General features: G+C 40.2%; 16 protein-coding genes and 3 tRNA genes. 15 read left to right on the forward strand and 4 right to left on the reverse strand.

Features of this window, described 5'->3' with window-relative positions; translation table 11 throughout:
* Positions 1-58: 58 nt before the first annotated feature.
* The 4 genes from recQ to G458_RS0101310 all read left to right on the forward strand — a co-directional run bounded on the left by recQ (position 59) and on the right by G458_RS0101310 (position 5484).
* Positions 59-2236, forward strand: coding sequence for a DNA helicase RecQ (gene recQ, locus G458_RS0101295; RefSeq protein WP_026950298.1), 2178 nt, complete (start codon positions 59-61; stop codon positions 2234-2236).
* A gap of 15 nt (positions 2237-2251) precedes the next feature.
* Complete coding sequence (gene purD, locus G458_RS0101300) at positions 2252-3541, forward strand: phosphoribosylamine--glycine ligase (protein ID WP_026950299.1); 1290 nt, start codon at positions 2252-2254, stop codon at positions 3539-3541.
* A 118-nt stretch (positions 3542-3659) separates the two neighbouring features.
* A complete protein-coding gene (gene ricT / locus G458_RS0101305; RefSeq protein WP_035467533.1) occupies positions 3660-5033 on the forward strand; it encodes a PSP1 domain-containing protein in 1374 nt (457 codons plus the stop codon).
* Positions 5017-5484, forward strand: a complete 468-nt coding sequence (locus G458_RS0101310) for a gliding motility lipoprotein GldH (RefSeq protein WP_026950301.1) — start codon at positions 5017-5019, stop codon at positions 5482-5484. The genes ricT and G458_RS0101310 overlap by 17 nt, the downstream gene beginning before the upstream one ends.
* Here the strand turns inward: G458_RS0101310 and G458_RS0101315 are convergent, their stop codons facing one another.
* Together G458_RS0101315 and G458_RS0101320 are read right to left on the reverse strand one after the other, a co-directional pair.
* Positions 5485-6747 (reverse strand): PAS domain-containing protein, encoded by a 1263-nt coding sequence (locus G458_RS0101315; RefSeq protein ID WP_157359651.1) that lies wholly within the window; start codon positions 6745-6747, stop codon positions 5485-5487. It abuts the gene before it with no gap.
* A 266-nt stretch (positions 6748-7013) separates the two neighbouring features.
* Complete coding sequence (locus tag G458_RS0101320; protein WP_026950303.1) at positions 7014-7268, reverse strand: hypothetical protein; 255 nt, start codon at positions 7266-7268, stop codon at positions 7014-7016.
* Between the two features lie 226 nt (positions 7269-7494).
* On the opposite strand from G458_RS0101320, the gene G458_RS0101325 reads away from it, so the two are divergent.
* From G458_RS0101325 to G458_RS0101335, 3 genes are all read left to right on the forward strand, one after another.
* Positions 7495-7583: transfer RNA gene (locus G458_RS0101325), tRNA-Ser, on the forward strand.
* A gap of 228 nt (positions 7584-7811) precedes the next feature.
* Positions 7812-7885: transfer RNA gene (locus tag G458_RS0101330), tRNA-Pro, on the forward strand.
* A gap of 18 nt (positions 7886-7903) precedes the next feature.
* Positions 7904-7985 (forward strand) — tRNA-Leu (locus G458_RS0101335).
* Between the two features lie 132 nt (positions 7986-8117).
* Here the strand turns inward: G458_RS0101335 and G458_RS0101340 are convergent.
* Entirely contained in the window at positions 8118-9221 is a 1104-nt protein-coding gene (locus tag G458_RS0101340) for an AI-2E family transporter (protein WP_026950304.1), read from the reverse strand.
* Between the two features lie 169 nt (positions 9222-9390).
* Here G458_RS0101340 and G458_RS0101345 point away from each other — a divergent pair, with 169 nt between their 5' ends.
* Together G458_RS0101345 and G458_RS0101350 are read left to right on the forward strand one after the other, a co-directional pair.
* A complete protein-coding gene (locus G458_RS0101345; protein WP_026950305.1) occupies positions 9391-10251 on the forward strand; it encodes an alpha/beta hydrolase in 861 nt (286 codons plus the stop codon).
* A gap of 80 nt (positions 10252-10331) precedes the next feature.
* The gene (locus G458_RS0101350) at positions 10332-11468 is read left to right on the forward strand and encodes a 1-acyl-sn-glycerol-3-phosphate acyltransferase (protein ID WP_026950306.1); all 1137 of its coding nucleotides are present in this window, start codon (positions 10332-10334) and stop codon (positions 11466-11468) included.
* A gap of 12 nt (positions 11469-11480) precedes the next feature.
* On the opposite strand, the gene G458_RS0101355 is transcribed toward G458_RS0101350, so the two are convergent.
* The gene (locus tag G458_RS0101355; RefSeq protein ID WP_026950307.1) at positions 11481-12719 is read right to left on the reverse strand and encodes a GAF domain-containing sensor histidine kinase; all 1239 of its coding nucleotides are present in this window, start codon (positions 12717-12719) and stop codon (positions 11481-11483) included.
* A gap of 123 nt (positions 12720-12842) precedes the next feature.
* Here G458_RS0101355 and G458_RS0101360 point away from each other — a divergent pair, with 123 nt between their 5' ends.
* From G458_RS0101360 to G458_RS0101385, 6 genes are all read left to right on the forward strand, one after another.
* Complete coding sequence (locus G458_RS0101360; RefSeq protein ID WP_035467535.1) at positions 12843-13430, forward strand: peptidylprolyl isomerase; 588 nt, start codon at positions 12843-12845, stop codon at positions 13428-13430.
* Positions 13431-13454: 24 nt separating this feature from the next.
* Positions 13455-14528, forward strand: coding sequence for a Gfo/Idh/MocA family protein (locus tag G458_RS0101365; protein WP_026950309.1), 1074 nt, complete (start codon positions 13455-13457; stop codon positions 14526-14528).
* Positions 14529-14878: 350 nt separating this feature from the next.
* Complete coding sequence (locus tag G458_RS21270; RefSeq protein ID WP_051286943.1) at positions 14879-17542, forward strand: PAS domain-containing sensor histidine kinase; 2664 nt, start codon at positions 14879-14881, stop codon at positions 17540-17542.
* Complete coding sequence (locus tag G458_RS0101375; protein WP_026950310.1) at positions 17539-19926, forward strand: PAS domain-containing protein; 2388 nt, start codon at positions 17539-17541, stop codon at positions 19924-19926. The genes G458_RS21270 and G458_RS0101375 overlap by 4 nt, the downstream gene beginning before the upstream one ends.
* Positions 19898-20335 (forward strand): response regulator, encoded by a 438-nt coding sequence (locus G458_RS0101380; RefSeq protein ID WP_026950311.1) that lies wholly within the window; start codon positions 19898-19900, stop codon positions 20333-20335. The genes G458_RS0101375 and G458_RS0101380 overlap by 29 nt, the downstream gene beginning before the upstream one ends.
* Positions 20332-21327 (forward strand): ATP-binding response regulator, encoded by a 996-nt coding sequence (locus G458_RS0101385; RefSeq protein WP_026950312.1) that lies wholly within the window; start codon positions 20332-20334, stop codon positions 21325-21327. The genes G458_RS0101380 and G458_RS0101385 overlap by 4 nt, the downstream gene beginning before the upstream one ends.
* Positions 21328-21337: the final 10 nt, after the last annotated feature.

The following is a 21337-nucleotide window of genomic DNA, read 5'->3' on the forward strand; positions in this document are numbered from 1 at the left end:
AAACTTAATCGTTCATTCCTTTATTAGGAATTGTTCACCCTCAAAGCCCTTACTTCTCGTGGAGGAACAAGTAAAATCAGACCTTAAGAAAATCTTCGGATTCAGTCAGTTCCGTGGGAACCAAGAACCCATCGTGGACAATTTGCTCCGGCGAAAGAATACCTTCGTGATCATGCCGACCGGGGCTGGGAAATCACTTTGCTATCAGCTACCCGCGGTGGTAAGTGAAGGAACGGCTATTGTGATTTCTCCATTGATCGCTTTGATGAAAAATCAGGTAGATCAACTCAATGCTATCGGAGTTAACGCGCATTTTCTCAATTCAACTCTGACTAAATCAGAAGCTACCAAGGTGAAAAATGAGGTCCTGAGAGGAAAAACAAAGCTCCTCTATGTGGCTCCTGAATCCTTGACCAAGGAGGAGAATATGCTGTTTCTCAAAGAAGCGAAACTCAGCTTTGTAGCAATTGATGAAGCACACTGTATCTCAGAATGGGGACATGACTTCAGACCAGAATACCGAAAAATCAAATCCATTGTTGCTCAAATAGCTCCTAATCTTCCCATCATAGCTTTGACAGCAACTGCTACTCCAAAAGTTCAGCAGGATATTCAGCGCAATCTCCAGATGGAGGAGGCGGACCTTTTCAAATCCTCTTTCAACAGAACCAATCTTTTCTACGAAGTTCGGCCAAAAATAAAAAACGACTCCAAAAAAGCCTTAATCAAGTTTATTAAGCAGCATAAGGGCAAGTCTGGAATTATTTATTGCCTTAGCCGCAAAAAGGTTGAAGAAATCGCAGAACTCCTCAAGGTGAATCAGATCAATGCAGCCCCTTACCATGCAGGATTGGATTCATCTGTTAGAATCAAAACACAGGATGATTTCTTGAATGAAGAATTGGATGTCATCGTGGCAACCATTGCTTTTGGGATGGGAATCGACAAACCGGATGTCCGTTATGTGATCCACTATGACGTCCCTAAATCTTTGGAGGGATATTACCAGGAGACCGGTCGGGCAGGTCGTGACGGCTTGGAAGGTCATTGCCTGATGTTCTATCGCTATGAGGACATCATCAAGCTTGACAAATTCAACAAAGACAAAGCCGTCACCGAGAGAGAAAATGCCAAAATCCTACTCCAGGAGATGTCAGCCTATGCAGAAACCGGAGTTTGTCGAAGGAAGTTTATCCTAAATTATTTTGGGGAAACTCTCGAGGAAGACTGTGGGTTTTGCGACAATTGCAAGCGAGACAGAGAGACATTTGAGGGAATGGATTTAATGCTGATCGCTCTCCAAGCCGTAAAGCAAACCAAGGAACGATTCTCTTCCAATCACCTGGTTAAAGTCATTCGTGGTGAGATGGATGAATATGTTGAAAGCTACAAGCACGATACTTTACCGGTCTTCGGTCTAGGAAAAGAAGAAGAAGAAAAGCTTTGGATTTCTGTCATCAGGCAAGCCATGATTCAGGCAATGGTGGAGAAAGACATCGAAAATTATGGTGTTTTAAAACTCACCAAAAAAGGAAAAGGATTTCTAGAAGCACCTTTTTCTATCACCTTGGTTAAGGACCATGATTTCGAAAAGCTCTCTGAATCAGAGACGCAAGAAGTCCAAATCAGCACTGGTCCTGCCTATGACGAAAAGCTTTTTGAGCTTTTGAAAGCAGAAAGAAAGCGGGTCGCAAAATCCAAGAACCTTCCTCCCTACGTGATCTTCCAAGACCCCTCTTTGGAAGAAATGGCAACCGTTTATCCAACTTCAAGGGAAGAATTGGCACAGATCAATGGTGTCGGTATGGGAAAAGTTGCCAAATTTGGAGCACCATTTCTGAAGCTGATCTCCACTTACGTGGAAGAAAACGAAATTGAGACTGCTTCAGACGTGGTGGTTAAAACCTCCGGAACCCGATCTAAGGTTAAAATTTCAATAATCCAGCAGATTGACCGCAAGATCGACCTGGATGAGATCGCAGAAAATCTCAACATTTCCATGAATGAACTTCTTCAGGAAATTGAGCAGATCATTTATAGCGGAACCAAACTTAACATCGATTACTACATTCAACACATCATGGATGAAGAGCGGGAAGATATCCTCCAAGATTATTTCATGAATGCAGAAACCGATCATATTAAAACAGCATTGGAAGAACTTGCTGACGAGGACTTTGCCGAAGATGAACTTCGAGTCTATCGGATCAAGTTCATTTCCGAACATGCTAATTAAACTAGAATTTAGTCAATGAATATACTCTTATTGGGAAGTGGAGGCAGAGAGCATGCCTTCGCGTGGAAAATCGTACAAAGCCCACTTTGTGCCAAACTTTTTGTAGCACCTGGAAATGCCGGGACGGCCGATATCGCTGAAAACGTGGCTATTGCTGCTACAGATTTCAAAGCAATTCATCAATTCATCCTCTCCCACTCTGTTGAACTTGTGGTAGTTGGACCAGAAGAGCCTTTGGTGAAAGGATTGGTTGATTATCTACATTCCCAGCCTGAAACCAATAAAATCCCCATTGTAGGGCCTTCTCAGCTTGGAGCCACTTTAGAGGGAAGTAAGGACTTCTCCAAGAGGTTTATGCTGAGAAATCAGGTTCCAACAGCTGCTTATGAAACCTTTACGGCCGAGCAGATCGAAGAAGGTCTTGCCTATCTCGAAACACAGAGTCTTCCCATTGTCTTGAAAGCTGATGGGCTAGCAGCAGGTAAAGGCGTTTTGATTTGCCAAACCCTGGAAGAAGCAAAAGAATCTTTGAAAGAAATGCTTCTGGAGGCAAAATTTGGAGATGCCTCTTCTAAAGTTGTGGTTGAGGAATTTCTAACCGGAATAGAACTTTCGGTGTTTGTTGCCACAGATGGTAAAAGCTACAAGATCCTGCCTGAAGCCAAAGATTACAAAAGAATCGGAGAAGGAGATACCGGTTTAAATACCGGTGGAATGGGAGCTGTGAGCCCTGTGATTTTTGCCGACAAGGCTTTTATGAAAAAAGTTGAGGAACTTGTCGTCAAACCAACAATCTCTGGTCTGGAAAAAGAAAAAATTGATTTCAAAGGATTTCTGTTCATAGGTTTAATGAATAAAGACGGGGAACCGTTTGTGATTGAATACAATGTCCGCATGGGAGATCCGGAAACTGAGGCCGTTCTTCCAAGAATTGAAAGTGATTTTGTAGAACTTTTATTAGGAATAGGCACAGGAACCTTGGAAGATTATGATCTTAGGATCTCTTCTCAATATGCTACCACGGTGGTCATGGTCAGTGGAGGGTATCCGGGAAGTTATGAAAAAGGGTTCCCTATCTCCTTCCCGGAATCCTCTCAAAATAGCGTGATATTTCATGCAGGAACTGCCAGAAACTCCAGCAATGAAATTGTGAATCAAGGCGGTAGAGTGATTGCAGTGACCGGACTTGGAGACACTTTGGACGAGGCCTTGGAAAGTGCCTTTTCTACTGTAGGAAAGATTTCCTGGAACAAAGCCTATTTCCGTAAGGATATTGGCCAGGATATCCTCAAATTGATGAATTAAACCCAAATCCTAATCGAGGCGAAAGCCCAATTGATATATGGCTGAATGTAGTACTTGCTCATCCACCGGCGGAGGATGCCAAAACAACGGCACATGCGGGACGAGTGATTGCAATAAAATGAACTCCTTTGACTGGTTGACTCACATGGGTATTCCCCAAGTGGACAATTTTGATATTGTTGAAGTCAAATTTAAAGGAGGAAGAAAAGAATATTTTCGAAATGTCGATTACCTAGGTCTGAATACTGGGGATCCGGTTGTTGTTGATGTACCGAGTGGACACCATATTGGCTATGTCTCTCTCCAAGGTGAGCTTGTTCGACTTCAAATGCAAAAAAGAAAAATCCGTGATGATGATAACATCACCAGGATTTATCGAGTCGCCAACCAAAAGGATATGGAAAAGTGGGAAGAGGCCAGAAACCGAGAAATCCCGACTCTTTATCGAAGTAAGCAGATTGTCGATGAACTAGGACTCCAGATGAAAATGTCTGATGTGGAATATCAGGCCGACAATTCCAAAGCCACCTTCTATTACTCCGCAGAAGACCGAGTTGATTTCAGAGAGCTGATCAAAGTACTTGCCGGAGAATTTAAAATCCGAGTGGAGATGCGTCAGATCAGTCTTCGCCAGGAAGCAGGGAGAATTGGAGGAATTGGCGTATGCGGAAGGGAACTATGTTGCTCCACCTGGTTGGTGGATTTTAAAAACGTGACTACCTCCGCTGCAAGGTATCAGAACCTTTCGCTCAACCCAGGTAAATTAAGTGGCCAATGCGGCAGATTGAAATGCTGCCTCAACTATGAACTGGACACCTACATGGACGCCATGAAGGATATTCCTTCCGTGGATCGACCTTTACAAACAGAACAAGGACCTGCTAAACTTCAGAAAACAGACATTTTCCGAAAGTTGATGTGGTTCAGCTATAACAATGACAACGACTGGGTAAGCATAACCTGTGATCGTGTAAAGGAAATCCAATCTCTGAATGAACAGGGGATCAAGGTATTCAATCTTCAGGTGGACAAGGCATCTGATATTGAAGACTTGGCTGCTCAATCTACTCGAGAACTCGAGCTTTTGGATAAGAAGTTTGCTAAAAAGAAAAAGAAGAAAAAGAAGAAACCAGGATTTGGAGATGCTCAGGCCAGTGGTCGAAATGTTTCAGATTCTAGCAGACCAAATACTCCAAGACAAAGACCGGACAACTCGAATAATCCCCCTACCCCAAAGCAAGCTCAGGATAACAATCCAAGCTCAAATTCTCAGCAAGAAAATAGACCTGGAGGAGACCGACGCAGGAAAAAGAAAAGGAGTAGACCTAACCCAAATCAAAGTAATACAACCAACCAAAATTTAAATCCCAAACCGCCAAGAGCTGAAAAGCCAGAAAGCAAACCCTCGGGCGAAAAAGGAGAAAAGCCAGAAGGAAAACGAAGATTCCCCCCAAGAAGAAACCAAGGTCCAGGAAATGAAGGAAAAGCATAGATTAAGTTTTAGTGCCATTCTTATCCTGGCACTTACCTTTCTTTCCTGTTCCGAAGACAGGATATTTGAAGAATTTAAGGCTATAGAGAATGAGTCTTGGAATGAACAAGACACGGTTTCTTTTAGCATTAACCTTTCGCAGGAGGAAACGGGTCCGCAGCTTATTGGGGTGAGATTCAATGAGGATTATCCATTTTCGAATTTGTACCTACGGTATATTTCTCAGGATTCTAGTGGTATAATCTTGGAGAATAAGCTTCTCAACATACCGCTTTTTGATTCCAAATTGGGATCTCCATTAGGCAAAGGGTTTGGAAATACATTTACCAAATTTGACACCTTACCCTTTCCCATTAAAAAAGGAACTGCTTCCATCTCTATGATCCAATACATGAGAAAAGAAGAAGTTCAGGGAATCGAGGCGATTGGAGTCAAAATCCTCAACAAATAATCATTCGAAATCTTCTAGCCTGTTAGCTTTGGCCTGAAGGCGGATACTTTGGTCCAATTCAAGCGCTAGAGGCTTGAGATAGCCGAATAGCTTTTTATTTTCTTTTCCCAATTGGTTCTCATCAATGAGCTCCAATATTCCGATCATACTAGATAGAGGCCCACGGTAGATATGTGAAGGAATTGCGGAAATCTCTCTCAATCGGTCTATCTCCTTATGTAAGGTGAAGATCTGTTTTTTAAGTCCAGAGATATCCAATAGTTGGATCATAATTCCCTTGATATCTCCTTTAAAATCATGGAATGGTCTGACAGAAACTTCCCAAAATCTTATTTCATTTTTGGATACAAAAAGGTTTTGTTCGAACTGCATTGAAATCCCTTTCTTAGCTCCTTCAATCGCTCTGGAAAATTTGATAAATTTTTGATTAGACTTGGAAAGTCTTAAGGGAGTACCTGGCTCCAGAGAATGTCCGAAGAACTCTTTCGCAAATTTCCTGGCTTCCTCATTTTGCTGGATCAACAATCCCTCCTTATCCAAGATGATCACTGAACCCTGAATTAATTCTAAGTCCCGGTCAGAAAAAATCTTTTTATTCAAATAACCATGATCTTGGTCTTCCTTTGGGACTAGGAAAAAATGGTAACCTTCGGGAGCAGGAGCTAATAAGGCAGCAAATCCATTTTCAGAATATTGCTTTAAATCCAAAAGGAAGCAAAATGGCTTTCCGGTATCCAAAACGGAATGAAGTCCTTCCAAAACCACTGGCTCTTCCCCAAACTCGTGGGTTTGAATGAGGGCCTTTAAACTCCAATCTTTGACCTGATCAGAAAACCAGTGACTTATTCTTTCATCCCAGGACAAAATCCGGAAATTTTTATCCAATGAAATTCTTCCAAACCCCAAAACATCCACAAGGTTGTTCCATGGCATTTCCTGCTCCAAAAACTGAAGCCCTACTCCGATTCCAATGACAGCCGAAATATCCATCTCTAGATTTGTAACAATGGAAAATTCCCACCAAATCTGCGAAAACAGATTGTCCTTGGAAGAGGAATGCTCCAACATCAAATGCCGTCTGACCTTAGGAGTGCTCAGCATCAACTCCAAGGAATAGCAAAATTCTTCGGCCGTTTCGAGGGAAAGAAACTTCCAAAACTCTTTTCCAAGAGAATCGGGGTTCATTTTCTCAAAACTTCTGTTTCTCCTCAGGACCCTTCCTTCCACGTCCAAAATCACAAATTGGAAGTGGCCTGAATCCATGATTGAGTCAGGAATGAGATTGTCAATGTTCTCAGTGCAGATCAATTTTGAATGCTAATTGGGTGATAATCCGAAAGATGATTAAAAAATTTAAATATCAAAAAAATATTTTTTTTAAAATTTTATACCAAAATACATGATTTATCAGTATATTATTTTGAACATGTAAAAAAAGTATCTTCGTTTACTAAAAATGCTTTTTATCCCAAAAAAGGGTTTTTGGTAAATTTTCGAAAGGATAATATTTTTTTTGAGAGGAAGGCTCCTTAGTTCAAAACTGAACTGATTCTGGAAAATTGAGAATAATCTATTTCTTTGACTAGGTGAATCAAAGCATTGGCCAAATCCTGTTTACAGGTACGGGTTCTATATTTCCATTTCCCTACTTCACTGATTTCGGTTTTAGCTGAACCAAAAAATCTCTGAAGCTCTTCGGCGTTGTTGGAGTAGATGTACAAGCATCCATCCTTTGTTGAGCAGGATTCAATCAAAAACTCGGAATGCAAAGTTTGAATTATCATAACAAAAAGATGATATCGTCAAAAATACTGGGGATTTAACCTTCATAAAATACCCACTACTGGGTATTTTTCTTCAAAAGAATAAAATCCTTTTAAATATTCAAATTGATTATCAGCAAATTAAACACAATCTCAAGATTCACCTGTCGGATTTGACTTATCACTTGTTTAAATCTTTCGATTTGGCTTATATTTGCAACACTTTAGCCGAAGGGCAAAAGGAAACAGAGAGTTGGGTGAGTGGCTGAAACCAGCAGTTTGCTAAACTGTCGTACGGGTCAAACCGTACCGGGGGTTCGAATCCCCCACTCTCTGCGATTCGATAATCGAATTCTATAGGTGTAAGAAAGGCCGGTATCGCGTCCCGATTGTGATCGGGAAGGTCCGAGTTTCGAATCCCTCAGTTGGCAGATGTGTCGATTGAAAATAATAATAGTCTCGGGGTGTAGCGTAGCCCGGTATCGCGCCACAATTGGGATCGGGAAGGTCCGAGTTTCGAATCCCTCAGTTGGCAGATGTGTCGATTGAAAATAATAATAGTCTCGGGGTGTAGCGTAGCCCGGTATCGCGCCACATTTGGGATGTGGAGGTCGTAGGTTCGAATCCTGCCACCCCGACTTATTAAACCGGCTATTGCGGACGTGGCGAAATTGGTAGACGCACTGTCTTCAGGCGGCAGCGCCTTCGGGTGTGAAAGTTCGAATCTTTTCATCCGCACAAAAAAATCCATCAGAAATTTGATGGATTTTTTTTTATATCAAAGTTCTTTTTCAGCAATACAATTCAAAAGTGATTTGATTGTCTTACATCAAAAGGCTGGTATCATTTTAAATTAAAGTTTATTCTACTTTAGTTGTCTGTTTTTATATTTTTTGAATTTTTCCTGAATCGCCTGACCATTATTTTCCAAAAATTTTCATTTGCCTCTGTCACCGGGACATCATCTCCCAATAGATATGCAAATGGACTCAATCCCTCACTTCGGCTTAAGGTTATTTTTAAAACACCAACTAATGGAATAAACAGAATCATCCCTGAGATTCCCCAAAGCCAACCTCCCAAAAGAATCGCTAATATCACTGCCAATGCGTTCACTTTGACCTTCGAACCCACCACCAATGGCGTAATGATATTATTCTCCAAAAGCTGAATCCCCCAAAGGGTGATACCTGTAATCAGGGGATAGAAAAGACTGTCAGTTGTCAAAAAAACATACACCAAGACAAAAAATGACGAGATAATCACCCCAACGTAGGGAATTAAATTCATCAAGGCTAAGAAAACCGCAAAAAGAAGAAAGTACTTCACTCCGATGCTGATGAAAAACAAACCAGAAAGTACTGCTACAATCCCTGTGACCCGAATCATGCCCGCCAAGTAGGATTGAATAACTTGTCCTGACTTTTCCACCCAAGAAATCATCTCATCTTTACCATCTTTCGCATACTTAAATAGAAATTCAATGAAGAAATCCTTGTAATAGATCAGTAAAAACGTGTAAAGTGGAATAATCGCAGCCAGTGTTAACGATTTGCCTGTTTCAAAAACCGTGGACTGAACATCTTGAGTGGAAAAAATCGACCAGAGACTAGAATCTCGAGAAGATTCAAGCCATGAATCACCAAGTAAAAAGGTTAATTCGTCAAAATATTGATGAAGCTTTTTTTCCAGGTTTTGACCGATTTCCGGGATATCACGAATCAATCCAATCATCTGATTTATAAGCAAATAAAAAATAGAAGACACAAAGATTGCAACTAATAGAATGGATAGAAAAATTGCTACTCCTCTGGGAACTCTTCTGGCCTCCAACCAACTAGAAATTGGGTTTAGCGCAAATGCAAAAAATATCCCCCAAACCAATGGAACTAGGATAAAAGCTCCTTCCTTTAGGACAATTGCTCCAAAAACTATCACGATCAGGAAGTAGGCTGACTTTTGAAGATTACTCATCAGGATGAAATTTGTACTGGTTAAGATACAATTTTCTCCAAACCTAAATCCAATTTTCAGCTCTTTAAGAAGCCTTTGTAAACTTCTTAATTCCTAAATTCGCTGGTCAAAAAATTTATTTTCGGACAACTCTAAAAACCTAAAAAACCTTTCACCTCACCCAAATCTTATGAAGAAATTTCTGCTCATACTATGCCTTATCCTGCCTGGGTTGGGTTTTGCACAAGCCAAAGTAGATACTATCGAGGTATTCAGTAAGTTGATGAATAAGAATCTGAAGGCTGCTGTAACCACTCCCTCTGAATATCCATTGACTGATAAGAAGTACCCAGTAGTCTATCTGCTTCATGGTGGATCAGGTGCATATTATGACTGGCACCAAAAAGTCACCGAACCCGGACTGGTAAACCGACTCTCCGATCAATATCAACTGATTATTGTCACTCCTGGGGTAGGACCTGCCAGTTATTACTATGACAGTCCAAAACTGGATTCTGTACAATACGAGTCTTACATCACTCAAGAATTAATCCCTTTCATCGATGCTCATTACAAAACCATCTCCAAGAGGGAATCAAGGGCAATAACCGGTTTATCCATGGGAGGCCATGGTTCTATGATGCTTTCAGCCAAGCATCCTGAACTCTTTATCGCCGCAGGCAGTATGAGTGGAGTAATGAACATCGATACTAGAATGTGGAAAGTTCCAGAGGACTTTAGAACACTCCGCCAGGAAGGGCAAAAGCTCATGCTTGGTGATGATCTGAATTATGACGCTCCCGATTTCAGTCCCTATACTGCAGTAGGTTTGGTAGAAAAAATGAAATCCAACGGCATTGCCTTGATTTTAGATTGTGGTGTAGAGGATTTTCTAATCGATACCAACCGCCAAATGCACCAATTGCTATTGGAAAATGGGATTCCCCATGAATATACGGAACGGCCGGGAGCACACACTTGGCAATATTGGACAGAGGCCTTGCCAGTTCATATTCATTTCCTAAACAAACATTTATCAAGACAACAATAGGAAACCAATCTCCCATCCATCCTAATTAGACTTCCGATTTTCCCGCGATATTTGCTTTTTGCAAAGAGATTACCCAGCCTATGTCCAAATTTGACCCTATCAGACCTTTTTACGACGCAGAAGCCAATACGGCTTTAAAACAAATCATTGAAGAACCAATGCTGGAGGCGATGATGAATTTTGCCTTCCCCAATGACTCCACCGCCCGCTGGAAAGACCTCATGCTTCACACCCATTCCCTGAGGGATTTTCAGATCAACTTCATTTATCCAGCCCTGAAAAAAGTCCTGGAAAAAAGTTCCGATGGATTGAGCATCGGCGGTTTTGAGGTCTTGGAACCAAATACTGCATACCTGTTTATATCCAACCACAGGGATATCATCCTTGACACTTCCCTGCTCAATGCTTCCTTATTTGAAAACGGACTTGTGATGACTACCTCTGCTATTGGGGACAATTTGATCAAGCAGCCTTTTTTGCACACCCTTTCAAGACTAAATCGAAATTTTGCTATTCGAAGGGGATTGACGGGAAGAGCCCTGTTGGAGAGTTCAATTTTGGTCTCTGAGTATATCCAAAAATCCTTACTTCAAGAAAACAGGTCCGTATGGACAGCCCAGAAGGAAGGCAGAACCAAAGATGGAAATGACAGTACCCACAAAGGAGTACTCAAAATGCTAACCTTGGCTGAGGAGAGTAAGAATTCATTTGATTATTTCGAAAAAATCAAACTGGTCCCTGTCTCCATTTCCTATGAATATGACCCTACCGATGTATTGAAAATGCCCGAACTTTTAGCCAAAGCAAGGGATGAAAAATATGTCAAAAGTGAAAATGAAGATTTCCTTAACCTCTTGAGAGGTATTATGGGCACCAAAAAACGAATTCATATTCAGGTCAATGGATTGCTGGAGAATGAAATCAAGGAGATCAACCGCTTAGATAAAAACCTTGCAGATAAACTCGCTGCTTTGGCAGATCTCATTGACCATAAAATATGGGCTGGATACCGTCTTTGGCCGAGCAATTACATCGCTCATGATCTTCTTTCAGGGAAGGAGGAACACTCGCAGTATTACTCAGAAGAGGAGAAAAATGCTTTTGTCAAACGACTGAATGAGAAAGTGGATTCAAAAAATGATTTTCTCGTAAAAAACTTCCTCGCGATGTACGCCAATCCGGTAATTAATCAAAAGAAAGCACTCGGGGGATCCTGAGTGCTTTCTTTATTATTTGACGGGAATTAGGATTTTGAACCGTGTTCCTTCACCCGGTCTGGATTTGATGTCCATTTTTCCTTTTAAACTTTGAACTAAATGAAGTACCAGGTTAAGCCCAAATCCGTAGCCAACTTCTCCCATTGTCCCTAAGGTAGACTTCCCTTCTTTCTCCAAAATCTCCTGGATTTTTTCTTGAGTCATACCTATCCCGGAATCTTCCACTTCTAAAAGCAAAACCTTGTCTAGCCCAAGAATCTCCATGTCCATTCGGACAGCGACCTGACCCTGGCTAGGGGTAAATTTCAGGGAATTGGAAATCAAATTCCCGATTACTTGCAGCAGCTTATTTTTGGGAAAAGGAACCTCCGCATTTGGCGTTTCTACTTCGACTTCCAGTTTAATGTTTTTCACCAATGCCTGAGGCTCAAACATGGATATCAGCTTTCCTTTCAGGGAATTGAGCGTAAACTCAGAATCGGTAGGCTTTCTGATGCTTTTTTGTTTTTGATCACCGTAGTCTTGAGATAAAATTTCATCAGCCAGCTCCAGCAGGGATTTCCCGCTTTTTTGAATCATGCTGATAAACTCCAATACTTCCTCCAGTTTGTTTTGATCTCCCTGCATCTGGATGATCTCAGCCAATCCTATGATTCCTCCCAAAGGACCTCTGATGTCATGTGCTACCCGGTTTTTGATTTGCTGGGATTCATGGACTTTCTTCTGTAGCCCATCCACTGCTTTAAAAATTCTAAACCGATTTACCACCTCTTTGGCGATGATACTCAGCATTTCTTTCTTTTCAGGACTCAATTCCTTGAAATTGGTATCCATCACACAAAGCGCTCCCAGACTTACATTCTCATTCACCTTGAGGGGAATTCCATAATAATACCTAAGATTCGGATTGCCCTGCACATAGAATTTATCCTTGAATCTCTCATCCTGAGCAAGATCCGGTACTTCAAAATCCTCACGGCTGGGATCCAAAATCACATATTGACACACAGATTCTTCTCTTGGCATTTGAGTGATATCCACTCCAAAGGAGGACACGCTCCATTGCGTATAATGGTCTATCAAATTGACCAGAGAAATTTCTGTTCCAGCAATTTTAGCCGCCAGCATAGTAAGATCTGAAAGGTTTTTATTCAGATCCATAAAGTCCAAGTCCAATTCACTCAAGGCAAGCAAACGATCCATCTCATTCTCTGGAATGAGTGTTTCTAGGGTACTTTTAGGGTGATTCATACTGCGAAATAAACACTAACTTAGGGTGTCTTCCTAATATTTATTCATAGAAAATTCCTGTCCTAAAAATTCAGCAATTGATAGTCAAAAAAAAGCATTCTATTATTTTAAACTAAATTTTCAATGTACAATAAACCCCTGTTCCTCTTTACATTCCTCTTGTTGACTACCAGTATCCAGCCTTTTGCCCAAACTCCAGATCAGACACCCTTCGGCATCATCAGAACCCCTCTCGGGGAGATCCTACTTGAATTGGATCAGCGGACTCCTCAGCATCGAGAAAGTTTTATCAAGTTGGCAGAAGCAGGTTATTGGGATAGCCTGAGTTTCAACAGAGTCATCCCAAACTTTGTAGCCCAAGGAGGCTGCCCGGATACTCCTGAGGGTTTCACAGACCCGGAGTACTTGCTTGAGCCAGAGTTTCACCCAGAATTGACCCATGTTTATGGCGCTTTGGGTGCTGGAAGAGACGATAATCCCGGAAAACTCTCTGCCCGATGCCAATTCTATATTGTTCAAAACAGAAACGGACTTCACCGACTGGATGGAAATTACACCGTATTCGGAAAAGTAATCAAGGGAATGGATATCGTGGACAGGATTGTTCAGGTGTCAAGAGATGAATCAGACCAGCCTTTAAGTCCAATCACTCTCGACATTGACATAATTTATCTTTCAAAAGATGAATTAAATCGGCTAATTGAAAGGTAAAACAACTACCAACCTTACACCCAAATGAGTGAGAAAATAAAAATTTTGGTCGTAGGATGCGGAAATATGGGAGCTTCTCATGCGGCTGCTTATCACCAGATGCCTGAATTTGAAATTTGTGGCCTCGTGGCCAGAGGAGAAAGTAAATCCCTTCTCAATCAAAAATTAGGGGCCAATTACCCACTTTTTGAAGATTTTGATGAGGCGCTACAAACCTCCCAGCCCGATGCAGTTTGTATCTCCACCTATCCTGATACTCATGAGGAATTTGCTTTAAAAGCACTTGAGGCGGATTGCCATATTTTTATCGAAAAGCCTCTCGCAGACAGCATTTCTGGTTGTGAAAAAATCAACGCTAAGGCCAAAGAAAAGAATAAAAAAGTTGTGGTCGGATATATTTTAAGGCATCACCCTTCCTGGATTCGATTTATTCAAGAGGCTCAAAAACTTGGAAAGCCATTGGTTATGCGAATGAATTTGAATCAACAGAGTCATGGATTCATGTGGGATGTCCACCGCAATTTGATGAAATCCCTGAGCCCTATTGTTGACTGCGGAGTCCATTACATCGATGTCATGTGTCAGATGACGCGATCCAAGCCTGTATGGGTTTCGGCAATTGGCGCTAGGCTTACCGATGACATCGCCCAAGACAATTACAACTATGGACAGCTTCAAATCCGATTTGAAGATGGATCAGTAGGCTGGTATGAAGCAGGCTGGGGTCCTATGGTCAGTGAGACCGCATTTTTTGTCAAGGATGTTTTTGGCCCAAAAGGAGCAGTATCCATTGTCGCCAAAGAAGCAGGTAAAGCAGGTAAGTCCGATGATGTGGATTCCCATACCAAAACTGAGTCCATACGTGTCCACCATGCAGATTTGGATGAAAAGAACAATTTCACAAGACCTGACGAATGGATTGATATGACCGATGAACCGAATCATCAGGAGCTTTGCAATCGGGAGCAAGCCTATTTTTTGGAAGCAATTCAAAAGAATTTGGACCTTGCAGACCACTTAGATGACGCATTGAACAGCTTAAAAATTGCCTTTGCCTGCGATGAATCTGTGAAAACCGGAAAGGTAATTCGCTTGTAGAAGCTTTTATTTTTTTAGAAAAATCCTAAATTACTAGTGATTAAGCACCCATTATTACCTTTGAATCCAAAGAAATCTGTAAAAAGCCAACCCTAATCGTTGCTGCTTTTTACAGATTTCACTGTCCGAACCACACCCATCTGACAAAAAATTAAAAAGGTGACGAATAAGAAGAATATTACTAATACTTAACTTATTCACCCAACTTGAGTATTCATTAAATCTTCTTGTTGAGATTTGATTTGGATCTAATATCATTTTAGTATCCAGAATAAAATCTTTAAATGAATAAGTATTCCATTTCTATTACTGAATAGATTGACTTTGACAAGTCAATCATTCAGGGAAAAATGTACTCACTTAAAAGAAATGCCATGAAAAATGGAATTGATATTATCCTTGAGAATTCGGTTGACCTCATTTTCATTTTTGATTCGAAAGGCATTATTACGAATGCTTCCAAAAGCGTCCAGAAGGTTTTGGGATATTCAGAAAAGGATTTGGTCGGCAAAGAATTTATAGATTTTATCTATCCCACGGATATCTTAGCTTACAATCGAAACCTAAAAGAAGTTTTTGCAGGAAAAGAACTTTCAGATATAACCACCAGGTGCTTGAGTTCTACTGGTAAATTAATTTGCCTCAATTGGTCATTAGGGCTTATTACCGATTCAAGGAAGATCATTGGAATAGCTCGAGATATCACTGAATCTAAAATATTTAATGAAGAAAAATCAGAGCAAAATCTGAGGCTTCAGAATATCATGGACCATTCTCCAGACTTAATCTGGAGTGTTGACCGGGAATTAAGGCTAATTCAAGGAAATAAAGCATTCATTCAAACCTTGAAGAGAATAAATAACTGGAATGTTCAAACCGGTGATTTTCTATTATCCACCGAATATTTTAGCGAGGAATATATCCAGTTTTGGTCCACGCAGTACAGTAAGGCATTGGCTGGTAAAAAGGTCACACTTGAAATAAATGCAGAAGATTCTAATGAAAATCCGAATACCTATTTCGAAACCAAAATAAACCCAATCAAGGAGGATGGCGAAATCATCAGACTCGCATGTTTTTCCCGAGACATTACTGAAAAAAAACTCGCCGAGAAAAAAATTCAAGAACTCAACCAAAGACTGATTAAGGGACAGGAAATATCCAAAGTCGGCTATTGGGAAACTGACCTTAAAAACAACACCGTTTTTTGGTCTCAGGAGATGTATAATATTTGGGGAATAAAAAACACTTCAAAAAAAATTCCTTTCGATTTTTTCTTTGCCAGCATACACCCTGATGATAGACAGAACTTTTTATATCATCGCAACCGGGCTCTGACCAAGGAAAAGGATTTGGATATTGTTTATCGGATCAAATTGTCTGATGATACCATCAAATACATTCATGAAATAGGTGAACGCGTAATTTCCATTAAAGACAACAAACAAGTTTTTCGAGGAACAGCCCAAGAGGTAACACGGGAAAAAGAGACTGAGATTCAACTTAAGGACCGGAATTTATTTATCGAATCCACATTAAATAGTTTACCAATTGGAATTGCGGTGATTAAAATTAGCGATGGAGAGCCCACTTACATGAATGAGGCTTTTGAAAAAATCTATGGATGGCCCAAGGAAGATTTGATTGAAGCCGAAAGCTTCTTTAACAAAGTTTATCCGGATCCTAATTACCGTGAAACCATCAAAAAAAATATTATTGAGGACATCCAAAGTGGGGATCTGGCTAGGATGATTTGGAAGGGTGTGGAGATTACCACCAAGACTGGTGAAAAGAAAATTGTGAATGCCAAGAACATCCCTGTACCAGAGTTAAACCTCATTATTTCTACTGTAACAGATGACACCGAAAGATCCCTTGCTGAAAATGAGCTGAAAGAGATGAATGAACGGTATAAGCTTGTCTCAGAAGCCACCAATGATGCCATTTGGGATTGGGACATTCAAAAAAACATTCATTTCTGGGGAGACGGTTTTTCAAAACTTTTTGGAGTGGATCTCAATGCCAAGAAAAATAGCCCTGAAGAATGGTCAAGCCGAATTCACTCCGACGACAAAGACCGAGTTTTGAAATTTTTAGAAGACTTATTGATGGATCCTTCAAGGAATGATTTTAGAATTGAGTATAGATTTTATAGAAGTTCCGGATCCTATGCAGAGGTACTTGATACAGGAAAAATCATAAGAGATAAATCCGGAAAAGCAATGCGTCTGGTTGGGGCTGTTCAAGACATCACCGAGAGGAAAGAATACGAAAAATCCCTCCAAAACCTCAATGAAACCCTTCAGAAGGCGAATAGAGAACTTGAGTTGTCAAATAAAGAATTGGAGCAATTCGCTTATGTGGCATCTCATGACTTGCAGGAACCCTTACGAATGATATCCAGTTTTCTGGGCTTGATTGAAAAAAAATATAATGGCCAACTGGATGAGAAAGGAAAAAGATACATCCATTTTGCGGTGGATGGGGCAAAGCGTATGCGTCAGATCATTATGGATCTTCTTGAATTTTCGCAGCTCGATAGAATACTCGAATCAAAAGACTGGGTATCTTCCAAAGAAATTGTATCCACGGCAATGCTTTTTCAAAAGAAAAATATTGAATCAAAAGACGCTCAAATTCACCTGGATTCCCTTCCTGAAATCTATGGACATAGAAATAGTTTGATTCAGTTGTTTCAAAACCTAATTTCCAATTCCTTGAAATATCAAGAACCTACTCAGTTACCTGAAATCTGGATTGGAGGAAAAGAACTAGATAACGAATGGGAATTTTTTGTAAAGGACAACGGAATTGGAATAGAAAATGAATACCTGGAGAAAATATTTATCATGTTCCAACGGCTTCACACGCAAGAAACCTATTCGGGGACCGGAATAGGATTGGCTATATGTAAAAAAATCGTAGAAATTCATCAAGGCGAAATTTGGGTCACCTCCCAACCGGGAAATGGATCAACTTTTTACTTCACTCTTAAAAAACCCAAAATTCAATGAATTGGCTTAGAAGTTTGTTTTTTAAACGTCCGGCAATCACCGGGTTGATTACCTTCCTTTTTTCTATAGGAATTGGTGTTTTTATATCTATCAAAGAATATCAACTCGAACAGGTACAAGAAAAAGAAGAAGTTGAGTTAGCTGTAGAAAATATCGAAGATAAAATCAATGATATAGTAAGCACCGCTAATTCAGCAGTCAACATTTTGGCCTATCTCGTCCAGACTGATCGAATTGAAGAGAATTATTTGGAAGTTGGACAAAGTATCATAGACAACATAGACATCATTGATCAGATACAGTTTCTTGACCAGGGGAAAATTGTGGCGACCTACCCCTTACAAGGAAATGAAATGGTGATAGGATATGATATTTTGGAGGATGCGAACCGAAGGAGTGAGGCCTTAATGGCCATAGAAAGAGGCAAATTATATTTCGCAGGACCACTTGATTTGAGGCAAGGGGGAAAAGGAATCATCGGAAGACTCCCCTTATTTAAAGAAGAAAAATTCATAGGATTTACAGCCGTAATAATTGATTGGGGCAAATTCCAGGAAGAAGTCTTTGGTGGGTTTGAAATTTCCCCAAAATTTAAAGTGGACTTTTTCAAACTGGATGAAAACCTCAAAAACCCCTTTTCATTGCTTTCCGCAGACTTTTCTACCGCAAAAGGCCCTCTTCAAACCGTATTTATCCGAGATGGGAATTGGGAAGTCAAAGTCCAGTTGATTGAGAGTAAAGCCTTCATAAAAATATTACCCAGCCTAATATTCAGGATAATCACTTCCCTCATATTAGGGTTTCTGATCTATAGATTTGCCCAGCAGCCACATTACCTAGAGGAACAAATCGATAGGACCACCAAGGAACTCCAACTCAGTAATCAGCGCTTTGAATTAGCCACTAAGGCAACATCCGAAGTTATTTGGGATTGGGATTTGGTCAATAACCGTACGTTCCGGAGCGATAATTTCGAAAAGATGTTTGGTTTTGCTCGTCAAGATTCAATCAACAACGATTCATTTTGGAGATCTAGGATCCATCCAGAGGACATAGCAAGGGTAGAAAAAAACCTTCAAATAGCCCTAGAAGGAAATATAGATTCCTGGAGTCAAGAATTTCGGATCAAAAGGAACGATGAGGAATATATTTATGTGATCGACAAGGGAATTATCCTTCGTGACGCTAAAGGAAAGGCAATAAGGATGATTGGTTCCACTCAGGATATCACCAAAAGAAAAATTGCAGAAAATAATCTTGAGAATCAAAAGCAGCGACTATCTAACGTAATAGAAGGAACACAAGCCGGAACATGGGAATGGAATGTACAAAGTGGGGAGACTATTTTCAATGAAACCTGGGCCCGACTGTTGGGTTACACTCTGAAAGAATTGGAGCCGGTAAGCATTCAGACCATGCTTAATTTGTCCCACCCTGATGATCTTGAAGAAGCAGATCGTGTTTTAAATCAATATTACCTAGGTCAAAGGGAGGTCTATGAAGCCGAGATTAGAATGCGCCATAAAAATGGAAATTGGGTATGGATCTTAAGTAGAGGAAAGGTTTTTTCATGGAATGAAGAGGGCCAACCGCTTATGATGTCAGGAACTCACGTAGATATTACCTACAAAAAACTCAGGGAAGAAGAAATCAAGTCCACCAACAGGAAGCTTGAGGCCGCCAATGAGGAATTAAAATCTTTTGCATCTGTCGCATCGCATGATATGAAAGAGCCTCTCAGAATGATCAGTTCCTTCCTTCAATTACTGGAAAAGCGATATTCAACTCAATTGGATGAAAAGGGTAAACAGTACATACACTTCGCCGTGGACGGGTCAAAAAGACTCAGTCAATTGGTGGAAGATATGATGGAATATGCCAAGATAGGATACGATGAGTCACAATTGACCAGGGTTGATTTAAATGAAGTAATCGAGGGAGTTCTTAGTCTAAAAAGGGATTTGATAAATGAAAAAAAGGCTGTCGTGGTAGTCCACGATCTTCCCTCAGTTTTAGGAATACACATTCCAATCAGAAGTGTACTGATCAATCTCATTTCCAACGCATTAAAATATAGTCAGGAAGGAAGAACGCCAACACTAACTATTTATTCAAAAAATCTGGGTGCCAAAAGCCAAATTACAATTCAGGATAACGGAATTGGAATTGAAAAAGAGTATTTTAATAAAATATTCAACCTATTCGGAAGACTTCACGGCAAAACTGAATACTCAGGAACAGGCATAGGATTAGCAATTTGTAAAAAAGTAATTACCCAGCATGGGGGAGAAATCTGGTTAGAATCCCAAGTTGGAAGAGGAAGTAAGTTTCATTTCACCTTAACCAATTTTACCCATGGTCCCGATCAATATATTTCTAATTGAAGACAACGAGGGTGATATCATGCTCATCCAAGAAGGTTTTGATGAGGCAAAAATAAAAGCCTCCTGGACGATTTCCAGAAATGGAGCAGACGCCATCAGTGAACTTCAGAAAATGGCTTTGATAGCCCCAGAGAGTTTGCCGGACTTAATTCTTATGGATATCAATCTCCCGAAAAAAAATGGACATGAGGTCCTGACAGTACTGAAAAATGATACTGTTTTGAAGAAAACCCCGATTATTGTCCTGACCTCTTCTTCTTCCGAACAGGATATCTCAAAGGCTTATGACAAACATGCCAATTGCTATATTGTGAAACCCTTAGAAATTGCAGAATTTGGAAATGTGGTCCAGCAGATTGAAAATTTTTGGTTATCTGTAGTAAAACTTCCGAACAAAAAAGCTTCATGAAAAAGGATGAAAAGCCATATTCCATTCTGGTTATCGAAGATAACTTGGGAGATTATGTCATCATTGAAGAATACCTATCTGAATACATATTAAATCTCCGAACCACACAAGTGGAAAGCTTCAAAAAAGCTTCGGAATATTTAGAGAATGAAAACAGTTATGATCTTGTATTTTTAGACCTGTCACTTCCTGACAAATCCGGGGAAGAACTCGTTTTGGAAATAACCAAAAGGGCCGATGGGATTCCGGTGGTGGTTTTAACCGGGTTTGCAGATTTGGAATTCGGAACCAAGTCCTTAGCCTTAGGCGCCTCTGACTACCTGGTAAAAGACAATTTATCCCCGGCGGTTCTCTATAAGAGCATATTATATAATATCCAAAGGGTCAATTTTATCTCAGAACTTAGAGAATCTAGAAAAAAGTACACGGATCTTTTTCAGCTCAGTCCCTCTCCAATATTGGTGTATGATTTGGAAACCTTAAACATTCTGGATGTAAATGAATCTGCAATAGAAACTTATGGTTTCTCAAGAACTGAATTTTTGTCACTTAATATTTTAGACATTCATTCTGAGGATCAAATAGAGAGCCTACCAATAAAAGAGTTCGATTTCCAAAAAATTAACAAAGAAAGTCCTCAAAAAAGGGCTAGACACCTAAGGAAAAAAGGGGATTTCATTGATGTTGAAATCAATCCGGCCATTGTAAACATCAATAATCGTGATGCCGTCATGATCGTAATCAAGGATATCACTGAGAATCTGAAATACATTCACAAAATCGAGGAGCAAAACCAAAAATTCAGAGAAATAGCCTGGATTCAGTCACATGTAGTTAGAGCTCCTTTGGCAAGGATGATGGGATTGATGAATCTCTTAGAGTCAGTGGAAATCAATCCTGAAGATCAGGAGATTTTAAATTTTATCCGGCAATCAGCAGATGAGCTGGACCAAATTGTACGCGATATCGCAAGTAAATCGGAGAATATTTAATTCATTGGAG

The organism is Algoriphagus mannitolivorans DSM 15301, assembly GCF_000429425.1.
Lineage (GTDB): Bacteria > Bacteroidota > Bacteroidia > Cytophagales > Cyclobacteriaceae > Algoriphagus > Algoriphagus mannitolivorans.

What these genes read in the sequence shown, in the direction of transcription:
- G458_RS0101320 (WP_026950303.1), bottom strand. Translation starts at nt 7,268, where the DNA reads ATGATAATTCAAACTTTGCATTCCGAGTTTTTGATTGAATCCTGCTCA.
- G458_RS0101375 (WP_026950310.1), top strand. Translation starts at nt 17,539, where the DNA reads ATGAATTGGCTTAGAAGTTTGTTTTTTAAACGTCCGGCAATCACCGGG.
- G458_RS0101365 (WP_026950309.1), top strand. Translation starts at nt 13,455, where the DNA reads ATGAGTGAGAAAATAAAAATTTTGGTCGTAGGATGCGGAAATATGGGA.
- G458_RS0101355 (WP_026950307.1), bottom strand. Translation starts at nt 12,719, where the DNA reads ATGAATCACCCTAAAAGTACCCTAGAAACACTCATTCCAGAGAATGAG.
- purD (WP_026950299.1), top strand. Translation starts at nt 2,252, where the DNA reads ATGAATATACTCTTATTGGGAAGTGGAGGCAGAGAGCATGCCTTCGCG.
- G458_RS0101380 (WP_026950311.1), top strand. Translation starts at nt 19,898, where the DNA reads ATGGTCCCGATCAATATATTTCTAATTGAAGACAACGAGGGTGATATC.
- G458_RS0101360 (WP_035467535.1), top strand. Translation starts at nt 12,843, where the DNA reads ATGTACAATAAACCCCTGTTCCTCTTTACATTCCTCTTGTTGACTACC.
- G458_RS0101385 (WP_026950312.1), top strand. Translation starts at nt 20,332, where the DNA reads ATGAAAAAGGATGAAAAGCCATATTCCATTCTGGTTATCGAAGATAAC.
- G458_RS0101340 (WP_026950304.1), bottom strand. Translation starts at nt 9,221, where the DNA reads ATGAGTAATCTTCAAAAGTCAGCCTACTTCCTGATCGTGATAGTTTTT.
- G458_RS0101345 (WP_026950305.1), top strand. Translation starts at nt 9,391, where the DNA reads ATGAAGAAATTTCTGCTCATACTATGCCTTATCCTGCCTGGGTTGGGT.
- G458_RS21270 (WP_051286943.1), top strand. Translation starts at nt 14,879, where the DNA reads ATGTACTCACTTAAAAGAAATGCCATGAAAAATGGAATTGATATTATC.
- G458_RS0101350 (WP_026950306.1), top strand. Translation starts at nt 10,332, where the DNA reads ATGTCCAAATTTGACCCTATCAGACCTTTTTACGACGCAGAAGCCAAT.
- G458_RS0101310 (WP_026950301.1), top strand. Translation starts at nt 5,017, where the DNA reads ATGAAGGAAAAGCATAGATTAAGTTTTAGTGCCATTCTTATCCTGGCA.
- ricT (WP_035467533.1), top strand. Translation starts at nt 3,660, where the DNA reads ATGAACTCCTTTGACTGGTTGACTCACATGGGTATTCCCCAAGTGGAC.
- G458_RS0101315 (WP_157359651.1), bottom strand. Translation starts at nt 6,747, where the DNA reads ATGGATTCAGGCCACTTCCAATTTGTGATTTTGGACGTGGAAGGAAGG.